Below are 14,659 nucleotides of genomic sequence, written 5' to 3' on the forward strand. Positions count from 1 at the left end.
GGTAGTGGTTTGCCGCCGGTGCGGCTCGATGGTCGCCGCGTTTCCCCGTAGGGCTCCGTGGCAACTCGGTGAACAGTACACGACGCCCCGAGGTCCACCAAACCCATGGCCGGACCCCCCCGTCAGGGCGTACTGTCTATGGCATGACGAGCGCATGTGTTCACCCACGGTGGTGGGCCGCCTGACGGCGGCCGCCCCTTACACACATGCGCAACCACGGCCGCCGCTCCGGCGGCCGTTCGCGTTTCTCCCTCCCGCGAATCCCGGCCGACCGGGTCGGCGGCCCCGACACAGCGGGAGACGCGGAGCGATGACAGAGACGAAGACGGCGGGGCGCCGGATCTTCAGCGGGATCAAACCGAGCGGGCATCTGACCCTCGGGAACTACCTCGGGGCCGTACGCCGGTGGGTTCAGGAGGACCAGCACCGTGCCGACGCGCTGTTCTGCGTCGTCGATCTGCACGCGCTCACCGTGGAGCACGATCCGGCGCGGGTGCGGCGGCTGACCCGGCAGGCCGCCACGCTGCTGCTGGCCTCCGGGCTCGATCCCGAGCTCTGCACGCTGTTCGTGCAGAGCCATGTGGATGAGCACGCGCGGCTGTCCTATCTCATGGAGTGCACGGCCACCGACGGCGAGATGCGGCGGATGATCCAGTACAAGGAGAAGTCCGCGCGGGAGCGGGCCGGAGGGGGGAGCGTACGGCTGTCACTGCTCACCTATCCGGCGCTGATGGCGGCCGACATCCTCGTCTACGGAACGCATGAGGTGCCGGTCGGCGAGGACCAGACGCAGCATGTGGAGCTGGCCCGGGATCTGGCGCAGCGGTTCAACCAGCGGTACGGACCGGTCTTCACCGTGCCCCGGGCCACCAGTCCGCGGGTCTCGGCGCGGGTGATGGATCTGCAGGACCCGACCTCGAAGATGGGGAAGTCGCACGCGGAGACGGCGGGCATCGTCTATCTGCTCGACGAGCCGGATGTGGTGCGGAAGAAGATCATGCGGGCGGTCACGGACAGCGGTACCGAGGTGCGGTACGACCGGGCGGAGCAGCCGGGGGTGGCCAATCTGCTGGATGTGCTGGCGTCGTGCACCGATGGCAAGCCGGAGGTGCTGGCCGAGGAGTTCACCTCGTACGGGGCGCTGAAGGGGGCCACGGCGGAGGCGGTGCTGGAGGTACTGCGTCCGCTTCAGGCCCGGCACGCCGAGCTGTGCGCCGATCCGGCGTATGTGGACGGGGTGCTGCGGGCCGGGGCCGAGCGGGCGCGTGGGCTGGCCCGGCCCCGGGTGGACGAGGCGTATGCGGCGGTCGGGCTGCTGCCGTCCACCTGAGCGGAGCGGCTCTCCCTGAGCGGAGCGACCTCCGTCGGCTGGAGCGGCTCTCCGTCAGCTGTTGCCGGAGGCGAGCTCGCGGCTGCGGTCGCGGGCCGCCTCCAGCGCGGCGATCAGCGCGGCGCGCACCCCGTGGCTCTCCAGCTCGCGGATGGCGTTGATGGTGGTGCCCGCCGGGGAGGTCACCGCCTCGCGCAGCTTGACCGGGTGCTGATCGCTGTCGCGCAGCATCACCGCCGCGCCGATGGCGGCCTGGACGATCAGGTCATGGGCCTTGTCGCGGGGCAGGCCCAGCAGGATGCCCGCGTCGGTCATCGCCTCGACGAGGAAGTAGAAGTAGGCCGGGCCGGAGCCGGAGAGCGCGGTCGCGGCGTCCTGCTGGGACTCGGGGACGCGCAGCGTCTTGCCGACGCCGCCGAAGATCGCCTCGGTGTGGGCGAGGTGCTCCTCGGTGGCGTGGCTGCCCGCCGAGATGACGGACATGGCCTCGTCGACCAGCGCCGGGGTGTTGGTCATGACCCGGACGACCGGGGTGCCGGCGGCCAGGCGCGCCTCGAAGAAGGAGGTGGGGATGCCGGCCGCGCCGGAGACGACCAGCCGGTCGGCGGGGACGTGCGGGGCTAGCTCATCGAGCAGGGTGCCCATGTCCTGCGGTTTGACGGTGAGGATGAGGGTCTCGGCGGCCTTGGCGGCCTCGGCGTTGGAGACGGCCTCGACGCCGTAGCGCGACCGGAGCTCCTCGGCGCGCTCGGGACGGCGGGCCGTGACCAGCAGGTCGGACGGCGACCAGCCGCCCCGGATCATTCCGCTGAGAAGGGCTTCGCCGATCTTTCCCGTGCCGAGCACGGCGACCTTCTCCGTCATGGTGCGGCTCTCCTCATGCCTGTGCGGTTCATGCGTGTGCTGTGTAGATGTTCTCGGCCATCCTCGCACGGGCGGCGCATTCCGTATGGCCCTTATGAATTTCTTATTCATTGTTCGATGAATTAAATTTTGTGCGCCATCCGGCGTGCGGGTCGAGCCGCTTTGCGCCGGTGCCAACCGGGGCGCCCGGAACCAAGCGATCCTGTTCGATGACTCCGAGTTCACAAGTCGGTTACATATCGACTTGCAAATGGTCACAGTCTCATGGACACAATAGGGCTCGGTGTCTATACGTACGGGAAGGGGGCGATGGTGAGGACGTTCCGGCATACCGCTCACGCACTGGTAACGGCGGTTGCCGTGTTGCTTGCCCTCTTCATCGCGGCTGATTGCGCGTCCGCGCAGGTCATCCATCCCGAAACGGTCAGCGCCACCGCATCAGCCGATCCGCGGCCGACCACCGAATCGTTGGTATCCGCGCACGGCGACCACGGAACTGAAGATTGCAAGGGGCTCCGCGGAAGGGCCCCGCTCACCGCTCCCACACCGAGCGGCAAATACGGATGTGTGTGCGGTTGCGATGCCGGTGTTCCGGTGCCGCGTACCGCCATCTCCACCTCGGTCACCGGACGGCAAGCCGTTCCGGTGACGAGATCGGGCGAACTGCCCGTCATCCTCCAGATCTTCCGCTGCTGAGAGCTACACCGCCGTAGCCCGGCGGTCCGTCTCACGCACATCTCAACGCTTTTCACGCGTCTCGCAGCAAGCGATCTCAACCGCCAGCGACCGATTCCATCGATCCCACTGACGTAGCGCTATGCCGTGCCCCCGCCTGCCCATGAGCCGGTGACGGGGCGCACTGGAGGCAACCCTCATGCGAAATCTCCTTGACCGTTTCCGTGGTGCCGGAGGCACCTCTGGCTCATCCGGCGCCGGAACCTTCCGCGCCGACTTCACCGCTTCTCTCGTCGTATTCCTGGTGGCCGTCCCCCTGTGCGTGGGGGTGGCGGTCGCCTCCGGTGTGCCGGCCGAACTCGGCCTGATCACCGGCATCGTCGGCGGGCTGGTCACCGGCTTCCTGCCGGGCAGCAGCCTTCAGGTGTCCGGCCCGGCCGCCGGTCTGACCGTGCTGGTCTACGAGGCCGTGGAGCAATACGGCGTCGCCGCGCTCGGCGTCCTCGTCCTCATCTCCGGACTGCTCCAACTGGCCATGGGCGCGCTCGGCCTCGGCCGCTGGTTCCGGGCGATCTCCGTCGCCGTGGTGCAGGGCATGCTCGCGGGCATCGGCCTGGTGCTGATCGCCGGACAGCTGTACGCGCTCGCCGACGCCAAGGCGCCGAGCAGCGGGCTCGACAAGATCTTCAACATTCCCGGGCTCATCGGGGATGTGGCCGGTTCCGCGGACGCCCTGAAGGCGGTCGCCGTGGGCGTCGGGACGATCGCCGTCCTGGTGCTGTGGCCGCGCTTCCGCCAGGGCGCCAAGGCGCTGCCCGCGCCGCTGGCGGCCGTCGCGCTCGCCACGGGCGCGACCGCGATCTTCGACCTGCCGATCGCGCGGGTCGAGGTCAAGGGTCTGCTGGACGCCATCCAGCCGCCCGGCGGCAGTGAGTTCCAGGCCCTCGCCGAGGTGGGCGTCATCGGCACCGTGCTCGCGTTCACGCTGATCGCCTCCGCCGAGAGCCTGTTCAGCGCCGCGGCCGTGGACCGGCTGCACGACGGTCCGCGCACCGACTACAACAAGGAGCTGATGGCACAGGGCGCGGGCAACGCGGTGTGCGGTGTCCTCGGCGCGCTGCCGATGACCGCGGTGATCGTGCGGAGCGCGGCCAATGTGCAGGCCGGTGCGAAGACGAAGGCGTCGCGGGTGCTGCACGGTGCGTGGCTGCTGGTCTTCGCGGTGCTCTTCCCCTCGGCGCTGGGCGTCATCCCGGTGGCGACGCTCGCCGGTGTGCTGGTCTACTCCGGCTGGAAGCTGATCCCGACCAAGGATCTGGTGCCGCTGTGGAAGACCCACCGGGGTGAGGCGATCATCCTGATCGTCACCGCGGGCGCGATCGTGGTCACCAATATGTTCGAGGGTGTGATCATCGGTCTGCTGATGGCCGTGGCCAAGACCGCCTGGGAGACCTCGCATGTGCATGTCGAGGTCAGCGGGCGCGAGGACGACGACGGCTCCGACTCCGACTCCGACTCTGGGTCCGGCTCCGGCTCCGGCTCCGGCGACAAGCCCCTGCACGTCCGGGTGCGCGGCAACGCGACCTTCCTCCGGCTGCCCAAGCTGCTGGACGAGTTGGAGGGGCTGCCCCGTGAGCGCGAGGTGGAGCTCGACCTGACCGGGCTGCGCCATGTGGACCACGCCTGTGAGATGGCGCTGGCCACCTGGACCGAGCGGCACAACGCGGTGGTCAAGCGGGGCGCCGCCCTCGACGAGGAGCGGATCCCGGCGTAACCCGTGGATAGGCGTAACCCGTGGATAGGCGTAACCCGTAGATAGCGGAAGGCCCCCTTCCGGGGAAGGCCCCTTCCGTCGCCCGGCCCCCGGCACCGCACTCGCGGCGCCGGGGGCCGGCTGCGCTCCGGCCGGGCCCTGGGTCAGCCGCAGGGCACGGTGACGAAGCCGTCGCTGCCGGTCTTCACATACGCGTCGGAGACATACTGGCCCGGGGCGATGTTGTCCCAGATGTCCGAGGTGCCGTACGGCCCCGAGACCTTCTGGCCGTGCCGCTGGCAGCGGATGGGGACCCGGCTGTTGTACGGCAGCACCTTCACGAGCCGGTGGTTGGTGCCGGGCCCGCTGCGGACGTTCAGCTGGTAGCCGGGCGCGACCGGATAGGTGATCGCTCCGGCGGTGGTCCCCACCGTGTCCGCGACGGTGTCCGTGGCGTCGGTGGTGGCTACGGCGTCCGCGGTCTCTTCAATGGCCATGGCGGCCCCTCCCCCGTTGAACTTCTTTCCGAAGTTGTGCACATGTCGTGTGAAGTGACACGACATGCGGAGGCTAACAAGGCTCGCACGTGTCATCGACTAGGCTCGCCGAGTCGCGAAGGCGGCCGAATTCACGGGGGTGGGGCATGCCACCGGTGCACAGAGCCGGGACGGGCCCGGAAGCGGAGGATCCGGAGTACGCCGGGCAGTACCAGCTCGAGGCGCGCCTCGGATCCGGTGGCATGGGCGTGGTCCATCTGGCCCGTTCGCCCTCGGGGCGGCGGCTCGCGGTGAAGGTCGTCCATGCCGGTCTGGCCGAAGACCCCGAGTTCCGGGCGCGGTTCCGGCAGGAGGTGGCGGCCGCCCGGCGGGTCAGCGGCGCGTTCACGGCGCCCGTGGTGGATGCCGACCCGGAGGGGCCGAGGCCCTGGATGGCCACCCTCTACATCCCCGGTCCGACCCTCGCCGAACACGTCAAGCGGAGCGGCCCGTTGGCGCCGGACGAGACCGTGCGACTGGCGGCGGGGCTCGCCGAGGCGCTGCGGGACATCCATCGGGCGGGCGTGGTGCACCGCGATCTCAAGCCGAGCAATGTGCTGCTCGCGGCGGACGGCCCGAAGGTCATCGACTTCGGCATCTCCCGGCCGTCCGACAGCGAACTGCGCACCGAGACCGGGAAGTTGATCGGCACTCCGCCGTTCATGGCGCCGGAGCAGTTCCAGCGGCCGCGTGCGGTGGGCCCGGCGGCGGATGTGTTCGCGCTGGGGTCGGTGCTGGTGCACGCGGCCACCGGGCGGGGCCCGTTCGAGTCCGAGAGCCCGTACATCGTGGCGTACCAGGTGGTGCACGACGAGGCGGATCTGGCGGGGGTGCCGGATGAGCTGCTGCCGCTGGTCCAGCGGTGTCTGGCCAAGAACCCCGAGGACCGCCCCACGCCCGACGCGCTGATGACGGTCCTGCGCGCCGTGTGCGGACCCCGGTCGCCGGTGCCGCGCGGGCCCGTTCCGCTGGTGCCGCAGCAGCGGACGCCGGAGCCGCACTCGCTGCCGGGTATGCGCTGGGGGCAGGACGAGGGCGCCACGGATACGCATGTGAAGGCGGCCCCCCACGATGTGGATCCCGATCCCGCGACCCCCGGAACGGCGGAGCCCGATACGCATGTGAAGGCGGCTCCCGAGCCGGAACCGGCCGCGGACCGGCCCGAGTCGGTGACGAGCGAGCCCGGGGCGCGGCGCCGGGGGATCCGGCGGTGGGCCCTCTCCGGGCTCGCGGCCGTCGTACTGCTCGGCGCGGGCACGGTCGTCGCGCTGCGCCCGTTCGACGGCACGGACTCCTCCGGCGGCGGCCGCCCGCGGATCAGCGCGGCGACCGCCGAGGCGTGGCGCCCGTGGGCGACCGGGCCGGCCGGCGGAAAGGCCGTGGGCTCGGGGGCGCGGCCCGCGTTCTGCTCGTACGGAGCGGGCGCGCTGTACTGCGCCCGGCACGGTGTGGAGACCGCCCGGGTCGATCCGGACGACGGCCGCGTGGTCTGGTCGCGGCCGTCCGCGGCGGCACGCCCCGGTGACGGCGCGACGATCTCCGCTCCCGTGGTCGCGGGCGGTCTGGTGCGGACGGTGTCCCCGGACGGCGAGCGGCTGCGGGCGGTCGACCCCACGACCCACCGCGTCCGCTGGAGCCGCGAGGTGTCCCGCTACCAGGGCGGGGTCTACTCCGCGGGCGGCACCGTGCTGCTGGTCACGCCGGACGGCATGGTCACGTCGGTGAATGGGACGACGAACAAGGAGCGTTGGAGCCATCGGCTGCCCGGCCACGCCCGGCCCGTCTTCTTCTCGTACGGCGACGGCCGCACCGCGTACGCCGTGACCACCGCGGGCGACGGCTCGCACACGCTGGTCACGGCGGTGGACACGGTGCGCGGTACGACGCGCTGGCACGCCTCGCTCAGCGGCAACCTCACCCCGGCCGGAAGCGGCCCCGACGGCGTGCTGCTGCTGACCGAGACGGATACCCGGACCAGTACCACCGCCGTCGTGCGCTACGACCCGGAGCGGCGCGCGGCGCGGCGGGTCGCGCTGTCCACGCCGGTGTCCGCGCTCAGCGCCGTCACCAGCGGCGACCGGGTGTATGTGCTGGGCTCGGACGGCGGGTTGGTGGCCGTCGACACCGCGCGCGAGGGCTCGGCGCGGGCGCGGCTCTGGCGCGTGGAGACCTCGGTCTCCAACGCCTCGTCGCTGGTGGCGGCGGACGGCAGGGTGTACTTCTCGGCGGCGGACGGCCGGCTGCTGGCCGTGGACGCCCGGCGCGGCGAGGTGATCGGCGAGACCCGCTCGCGCGGGGGCGCGGCCGGTCGGGGCTTCCTGGCCACGATGCCCGCGCCCGTGGTGGCGGACGGCAAGGTGTTCGCGACGGCCCCGGACGGCACGCTCTTCGCCGTGGACGGGCGGAATCCGGCCGGTTGGTGAGCGGCGTCACGGGTCCCCGGCGCGAGCCGGGCCTAGAGTGACCGCCGGATCGTGGGTCGGTGGGAGAAGGCAGGAATGGCACTGCGCGCCGGGGACCCGGAGTCCATCGGAGGCTACGCACTCGAGCGGCGGCTCGGCCGTGGCGGGATGGGCACCGTATATCTGGCCCGGTCGCAGTCGGGGCGGCCGCTGGCGCTGAAGGTGGTGCATCAGCAGTTCGCCGACGACGACGAGTTCCGGGTGCGGTTCCGGCAGGAGGTCGCGGCCGCCCGGCGGGTCAGCGGCGCGTTCACCGCGGCCGTCGTGGACGCGGACCCCGATGCCGTCCTGCCGTGGATGGCGACCTCGTACGTCCCCGGCCGCACCCTCGCCGAGCAGGTCGCGGCGGACGGTCCGCTGCGCGGCGCCGAGCTGCGGCGGCTGGCGATCGGGCTGGTCGAGGCGCTACGGGACATCCACCGGGCGGGGGTGGTGCACCGGGATCTGAAACCGGCCAACATCGTGCTGTCCGACGACGGCCCCCGCGTCATCGACTTCGGCATCTCCCGGGCGGCCGACCACCAGACCCTGACCATGACGGGCCGGGTCATGGGCACGCCCCCGTTCATGTCGCCGGAGCAACTGCGCGATCCGCGCGAGGTCGGGCCGGAGTCCGATGTGTTCTCGCTGGCGACGGTGCTGGTGTACGCGGCGACCGGCCAGAGCCCGTTCGACGCGGACAGCCCGTATATGACCGCCTATCACGTGGTGTACGAGCCCCCGGCGCTGGACGCGGTGACCGGGCCGCTGCGTGCCGCGGTCGCGGACTGTCTGAGCAAGGACCCGCCCGCCCGCCCCGGTCTTGACGAGCTCCTGGAGCGGCTGGGGACGCTGCCCGAGGACGACGGTGACGGCGGTGAGGACAACGGCGATGACCGTGAGGACGACGGTGACAGCCGTAAGGACGACGGCGATGACCGTAACGACGCCGGTGACGGCCGTAACGACGCCGGTGACGGCCGTAAGGACGTCACGGACTCGGGTGGCGGCACCGGTGAGGGCGACGAAGGCGACGCCGCCACGCCGACCGAGGTCGGCCGTGCGCCGGGCCGTGCCCATCTGACGCGCCGCCCCTTGGTGTCCGCCGCGGCGGCCGCGGGCCTGGTCGCCGTGGCTGTGGGGGCGATCGTCTTGCTGCGGGCCGGATCCGGACCCGAGGGCGAGCCGGACGCCCGCCCCACCACCCGCGCGTCGGCGAACGGCTCGTTCCCGTCCGGCTGGCGCCCCTGGCAGCGCACCCTCGCCGGGCCCAACACCGACATCGTGACCAGCGCCAATGGCGCTCCGCGCTCGGTCAGCGGGCCGACCGGCCGCCGCTGTCTGCCCTCGGGCACCGATCTGTACTGCGGTGGTTCCGGGATCGCCCTGACCCGGCTGGATGTCCGGGGGCGGGTGGCCTGGCATCGGTCGGCGGAGCCGAGCGAGCTGATCGGAGTGGCCGACGGCCTCGTGCTGGGCACTGTGGAGAAGTCGGACGGCACGGCCCGGCTGGAGGGCTATCGCACCAGCGACGGTGAGCGGGTCTGGAAGACCGACATCGGCAGCGCGTACCAGGGGGCGGTGTTCCAGCGGGGGCGCCACCCGGCCGTGCTCACCCAGAGCTGGGACGACGAGACCTTCCAGGCGGTGGAGGTACGCACCGGCCGCACGCTCTGGTCGCGCCGGGTCGGCCACGGGCTGAGCTGCGGCCCGGAAGTGGTGTCCGGACGCCCCCTCGCCGACTGCGGTCCGGTGGAGGACCAGGGCGACCCGGCCGTTCCGAGCGGGCTCTACGCCCTCGCCCCCACCACGGGGGCGGCCCGGCGGATCGGCACGCTCTCCGCGGGCACCTCACTCGCCGAGCGCTCGGGCCGGCTCCTCTATCTGGAGCAGCGCGAGCACGCCACCGACGACTACACCGATCTGCTGTTCCTCGGCACGGACGGGGGACGGGAGCGCCGGGTGAAGCTGCCCGCGGGGCTCTCCGCCCGGCAGATCACGCCCACCCTGGTGGGCGACACGCTCTACTTCGTCCGGCAGAACGGCGAGGTCACCGCCGTCACGACGGCCGGAAAGCGGCTGTGGAGCAGGGCGACGCAGGTGGAGTGGCTGGGCCCGCCCGTGGTGTCCGGGCGCCGGAACGCCCTGTATCTGGCCACCGCCGCGGGCCGGGTGGTCGCCCTGGACCGCCGGGACGGCCGGATGCTGTGGCGGACCAAGCCGCGTACGGACCCCGGTGGCATCCCCGCCGAGCTGACGCTGAGCGGGGACGCCCTCACCACGGTCTACGGATACGACACCCTGGAGGCGTCCGGGATGGACGTCACCCGGGACGGCTGATGCCGCGCGAGGCCAGCCGGGACGGCTGACGCAACGCGACCGCACCCGGGACGGCCCACCCGCGACGTCAGCCCAGCCGGCTGATGTCGCGGACCGCGCCCTTGTCCGCGCTGGTGGCCATCGCCGCGTAGGCACGCAGCGCGGTGGACACCTTGCGCTCGCGGTCCTTCGGGGCGTAGACGCCGTCGAGCTCCTCGCGGCGGGCCGCCAGCTCCTCATCGCTCACCAGGAGGTCGATGGAGCGGCCGGGGATGTCGATGCGGATCCGGTCGCCGTCCCGGACCAGGGCGATGGTGCCGCCGGACGCCGCCTCCGGCGAGGCGTGGCCGATGGAGAGCCCCGAAGTGCCGCCGGAGAAGCGGCCGTCGGTGACCAGCGCGCACGCCTTGCCCAGGCCCCGGCCCTTGAGGAAGGAGGTCGGGTAGAGCATCTCCTGCATCCCGGGGCCGCCCTTGGGGCCCTCGTAGCGGATGACGACCACGTCGCCCTCCTTGACCTGCTTGCCCAGGATCCGCTCGACGGCCTCCTCCTGGGATTCGCAGACCACGGCCGGGCCCTCGAAGGTCCAGATGGACTCGTCCACGCCCGCGGTCTTCACCACGCAGCCGTCGACGGCCAGATTGCCCTTGAGGACGGCGAGTCCGCCGTCCTTGGAGTAGGCGTGCTCCATGTCGCGGATGCAGCCGCCGGCGGCGTCCGTGTCCAGCGAGTCCCAGCGCTCGGACTGTGAGAAGGCGGTGGCGGAGCGCTTGCAGCCGGGGGCCGCGTGCCACAGCTCGACGGCCTCGGCGGACGGCGAACCGCCGCGCACGTCCCAGGTCTTGAGCCAGTCGGCGAGCGAGGAGCTGTGCACGGAGTGGACGTCCTCGTTCAGCAGCCCGCCGCGGAACAGCTCGCCGAGGATCGCCGGGATGCCGCCCGCGCGGTGCACGTCCTCCATGTAGTACGTGCCGCCGGGGGCGACGTTCGGGGCGACCTTGGCCAGGCACGGCACCAGGCGGGAGACCTCGTCGATGTCCTTGAGGTCGTAGTCGAGACCGGCCTCCTGGGCGGCGGCCAGCAGATGCAGGATCGTGTTGGTCGAGCCGCCCATGGCGATGTCGAGCGCCATGGCGTTCTCGAAGGCGGCGCGGGAGCCGATGGAGCGCGGCAGAACCGTCTCGTCGTCCTGCTCGTAGTGGCGCTTGGTGATCTCCACGACCGTACGGCCCGCGGTCTCGTAGAGCGCCTTACGGGCGGTGTGGGTGGCCAGCACCGAACCGTTGCCCGGCAGGGAGAGGCCCATCGCCTCGGTCAGGCAGTTCATCGAGTTGGCGGTGAACATGCCGGAACAGGAGCCGCAGGTCGGACAGGCGTTGTTCTCGATGCGGAGGATGTCCTCGTCCGAGACGCTCTCGTCGACCGCGTCCGAGATCGCGTTGATCAGGTCCAGCTTGCGGACGGTGCCGTCGACGAGCGTCGCCCGGCCCGCCTCCATGGGGCCGCCGGAGACGAAGACGGTCGGGATGTTGAGCCGCATCGCGGCCATCAGCATCCCGGGGGTGATCTTGTCGCAGTTGGAGATGCAGATCAGCGCGTCGGCGCAGTGCGCCTCGACCATGTACTCCACGGAGTCGGCGATCAGGTCGCGGGAGGGGAGGCTGTAGAGCATCCCGCCGTGGCCCATGGCGATGCCGTCGTCCACGGCGATGGTGTTGAACTCGCGCGGAATGCCGCCCGCCGCGTGGATCGCCTCGCTGACGATCCGGCCCACCGGCTGGAGGTGGGTGTGGCCGGGCACGAACTCGGTGAAGCTGTTGGCGACGGCGACGATCGGCTTGCCGAAGTCCTCGCGCGCTACGCCGGAAGCCTGCATAAGGGCGCGGGCGCCCGCCATGTTGCGGCCGTGGGTGACGGTGCGAGACCTCAGCTCGGGCACGGTGCTCGGCTCCCTCGTGATACGTGCGTTCTGCGGATCGGATCGGAGTCTTCTGAGCCTACGCCTGTGTCCACGGATCCGGATGGTCCGTCCGGATCCAGAGACGGCCGGGTCACGGAGCGGAACGGACCGATCAGCGCTCGGTCAGATAGCGCTGGAGGGTGGGCCCCACCATGGCCACGATGTCGTCGGTCTCCGCCGAGGCGATCGGCTCCATCCGGATCACATAGCGCAGCATCGCGATCCCGATCAGATGCCCGGCCGCGAGCTGGGCCCGGAACTCGGGGTTCGGGACGTCCAGCTCAACCGCCATCCGCAGCAGCAACCGGCGCTCGATCATGCCGCGCAGCACCACGGCGGCGGTCTCGTTGGTCAGCGCCGAGCGCATCACGGCGAGCAGCGGCAGCCTGCTGACCGGGTTCTCCCAGATGCCGAACATATAGCGGGCCATCCGCTCGCCCGCGCCCTCCCGGCTGCCGTGCACCGCGTCCGGGACGCCCATGGCGGGGGCGAGGATCAGCTCGATGGCGGCCTCGAAGACCCGCTCCTTGGTGCCGAAGTAGTGGTGGACCAGTGCCGGGTCCACCTCCGCGGCCTTGGCGATGCCGCGGATCGAGGTCTTGTCGTAGCCGCGCTCGGCGAACTCGTTGCGCGCCGCGATCAGGATCCGGTCGCGGGCGGCGGGGCCGTCGGAGGCGCTCGTACGGGCCGGGCGGCCGCGCTTGCGCGGGGGTGTGGCGGACCCGGATGCGGCGGCGGTCATGAACCGGGCACCGCCCTGCTCCGCCGGGTGGTCGAGGTCGGCGAGGCGAGGTGCAGCCGGGTGAAGGCCAGGGCCTCCGCCAGATCCGCCTCGCGCTCGGTCGTGGACATGGCACGCCGGGTGTTGACCTCGACGACCACATTGCCGTCGAAATCGCCGACCGCGAGCCGTTCCAGCAGTTCGGCGCAGGGCTGGGTGCCGCGCCCCGGCACCAGGTGCTCGTCCTTGTTGGAGCCCTGGCCGTCGGCGAGGTGGAGATGGGCCAGCCGGTCGCCCATGCGGTCCACCATCTCCAGCGCGTCCGTGCGGGCGGTGGCCGTGTGCGACAGGTCGATCGTGAAGTGGCGGTAGTCGTCCTGGGTGACGTCCCAGCCCGGGGCGTACGCCAGCATCTCGCGGTCGCGATAGCGCCACGGGTACATGTTCTCGACCGCGAACCGCACATCGGTCTCGTCCGCCATCCGCCAGATTCCGCGGACGAACTCGCGGGCGTACGCCCGCTGCCATCGGAACGGCGGGTGGACCACGACGGTGGACGCGTCGAGCTTCTCGGCGGCCGCCCGCGCCCGCTGCAGCTTCACCCACGGGTCGGTCGACCAGACCCGCTGGGTGATCAGCAGACAGGGGGCGTGCACGGCGAGGATCGGCACCTGGTGGTAGTCCGAGAGCCGACGCAGGGCCTCGATGTCCTGGCTGACCGGATCGGTCCACACCATGACCTCGACGCCGTCGTAGCCCAGGCGTGCCGCGATCTCGAAGGCCGTCGCCGTCGACTCCGGATAGACCGAGGCTGTGGACAGCGCGACCTTCGCATCCGGGATGCGCACCACTGGCTCTGTCACGAGGGACAGCGTACGGCGGCTGCTCTCCGCAACCGAACCGCGGCGGCCTTCGCGGCTGAACGGCCGCCGCTTTCCGGCCCCGGTCACGTTCCGTGGTCAGGTGGGCAGATGGTCCAGGCGGCGGAGGATCACGCCCTCGCGCAGCGCCCAGGGGCAGATCTCCAGCTGGTCCACGCCGAACAGGTCCATCGCGGCCTCCGCCACCAGCGCCCCGGCCGTGAGCTGCCCGGCCCGGCCCTCGGAGACCCCGGGCAGCTCGGCCCGCTCCTGGGTGGACATAACCGCCAGCTTGGGCACCCACTCCTCCAGCGCCCGGCGGGTGAGCCGGCGCTCCACGTAGAGCCCCTCGGCGGAGCGCGCGGCGCCGGTGATCCTGGCCAGCTGCTTGAAGGTCTTGGAGGTGGCCACCACATGGTCCGGCGCCCCATGACGGCTGAAATCGCCGACACTCCGGGCGATCTCCGCCCGCACATGGCGCCGCAGGGCCCGTACGTCCGCCGGGTCGGGCGGATCGCCGGGCAGCCAGGACCCGGTCAGCCGGCCGGCCCCCAGTGGCAGCGAGACCGCCGCGTCGGGCTCCTCGTCCATGCCGTACGCGATCTCCAGCGAACCGCCGCCGATGTCCAGGACCAGCAGCTTCCCCGCGGACCAGCCGAACCAGCGGCGGGCGGCCAGGAAGGTGAGCCGCGCCTCGTCCGCGCCGCTGAGCACCTGGAGCCGGACGCCGGTCTCCTCGGCGACCCGGGCCAGGACCTCATCGGCGTTGGACGCCTCGCGGACGGCGGAGGTCGCGAACGGCAGCACGTCCTCGACGCCCTTGTCCTCGGCCGCCTCCAGCGCCTCCATGACCACCGCGATCAGACGGTCGACGCCGTCGGGGCCGATGCCCCCGTGCCCGTCGAGGAGTTCGGCCAGCCGCAGTTCGGCCTTGTGCGAATGCGCGGGGAGCGGGCGTGCGCCGGGATGGGCGTCCATCACGAGCAGATGAACCGTATTCGAACCCACGTCGAGGACACCGAGTCTCATGACGTGAACGCTACTGCTCCCACCTCGGTGTCATGCACAGGTCCTGCCACGTTCCGGCACCTCGGCCGCGCCGGGGACGTGCCCGGTCCCCACCTCCGGCTTTTCACCGAAGGCGCCTACGCTTGCACCGTGGCAAAGACGAAAAAGGCGAAGCAGGACAAACGCCGGAAG

General features: G+C 71.6%; 11 protein-coding genes. 5 read left to right on the forward strand and 6 right to left on the reverse strand.

The genetic code is table 11. The annotated features are described in order from the left end of the window. Positions 1 to 310: 310 nt before the first annotated feature. Entirely contained in the window at positions 311 to 1,330 is a 1,020-nt protein-coding gene (gene trpS, locus NP777_RS35775) for a tryptophan--tRNA ligase (protein WP_256654352.1), read from the forward strand. A gap of 54 nt (positions 1,331 to 1,384) precedes the next feature. On the opposite strand, the gene proC is transcribed toward trpS, so the two are convergent. After that, the gene (gene proC, locus NP777_RS35780) at positions 1,385 to 2,194 is read right to left on the reverse strand and encodes a pyrroline-5-carboxylate reductase (RefSeq protein ID WP_256654353.1); all 810 of its coding nucleotides are present in this window, start codon (positions 2,192 to 2,194) and stop codon (positions 1,385 to 1,387) included. A gap of 309 nt (positions 2,195 to 2,503) precedes the next feature. Here proC and NP777_RS35785 point away from each other — a divergent pair, with 309 nt between their 5' ends. Both NP777_RS35785 and NP777_RS35790 read left to right on the forward strand, forming a co-directional pair. Beyond that, positions 2,504 to 2,890, forward strand: a complete 387-nt coding sequence (locus tag NP777_RS35785) for a hypothetical protein (protein WP_256654354.1) — start codon at positions 2,504 to 2,506, stop codon at positions 2,888 to 2,890. A gap of 178 nt (positions 2,891 to 3,068) precedes the next feature. After that, positions 3,069 to 4,643 carry a SulP family inorganic anion transporter gene (locus tag NP777_RS35790; protein WP_256654355.1) on the forward strand — a complete coding sequence of 525 codons (1,575 nt, stop codon included), beginning with the start codon at positions 3,069 to 3,071 and terminating at the stop codon, positions 4,641 to 4,643. A 143-nt stretch (positions 4,644 to 4,786) separates the two neighbouring features. Here NP777_RS35790 and NP777_RS35795 read toward each other — a convergent pair whose 3' ends face one another. Next, positions 4,787 to 5,119 carry an SH3 domain-containing protein gene (locus NP777_RS35795; RefSeq protein ID WP_256654356.1) on the reverse strand — a complete coding sequence of 111 codons (333 nt, stop codon included), beginning with the start codon at positions 5,117 to 5,119 and terminating at the stop codon, positions 4,787 to 4,789. 146 nt (positions 5,120 to 5,265) lie between these two features. On the opposite strand from NP777_RS35795, the gene NP777_RS35800 reads away from it, so the two are divergent. Then, positions 5,266 to 7,581 (forward strand): protein kinase domain-containing protein, encoded by a 2,316-nt coding sequence (locus NP777_RS35800; protein ID WP_256654357.1) that lies wholly within the window; start codon positions 5,266 to 5,268, stop codon positions 7,579 to 7,581. A 75-nt stretch (positions 7,582 to 7,656) separates the two neighbouring features. Next, positions 7,657 to 9,939, forward strand: coding sequence for a protein kinase domain-containing protein (locus NP777_RS35805; protein WP_256654358.1), 2,283 nt, complete (start codon positions 7,657 to 7,659; stop codon positions 9,937 to 9,939). A gap of 67 nt (positions 9,940 to 10,006) precedes the next feature. Here NP777_RS35805 and ilvD read toward each other — a convergent pair whose 3' ends face one another. From ilvD to NP777_RS35825, 4 genes are all read right to left on the reverse strand, one after another. Beyond that, the gene (ilvD, locus tag NP777_RS35810; protein ID WP_256654359.1) at positions 10,007 to 11,857 is read right to left on the reverse strand and encodes a dihydroxy-acid dehydratase; all 1,851 of its coding nucleotides are present in this window, start codon (positions 11,855 to 11,857) and stop codon (positions 10,007 to 10,009) included. 133 nt (positions 11,858 to 11,990) lie between these two features. After that, entirely contained in the window at positions 11,991 to 12,620 is a 630-nt protein-coding gene (locus NP777_RS35815) for a TetR/AcrR family transcriptional regulator (protein WP_256654360.1), read from the reverse strand. Then, on the reverse strand, positions 12,617 to 13,462 hold the full coding sequence (locus NP777_RS35820; protein ID WP_256654361.1) for a sugar phosphate isomerase/epimerase family protein: 846 nt from the start codon (positions 13,460 to 13,462) through the stop codon (positions 12,617 to 12,619). The genes NP777_RS35815 and NP777_RS35820 overlap by 4 nt, the downstream gene beginning before the upstream one ends. A gap of 96 nt (positions 13,463 to 13,558) precedes the next feature. Continuing rightward, a complete protein-coding gene (locus NP777_RS35825; protein WP_256654362.1) occupies positions 13,559 to 14,488 on the reverse strand; it encodes a Ppx/GppA phosphatase family protein in 930 nt (309 codons plus the stop codon). Between the last annotated feature and the right edge of the window lie 171 nt (positions 14,489 to 14,659).

It is taken from the genome of Streptomyces rugosispiralis, from assembly GCF_024505145.1.
Classification (GTDB): domain Bacteria; phylum Actinomycetota; class Actinomycetes; order Streptomycetales; family Streptomycetaceae; genus Streptomyces; species Streptomyces rugosispiralis.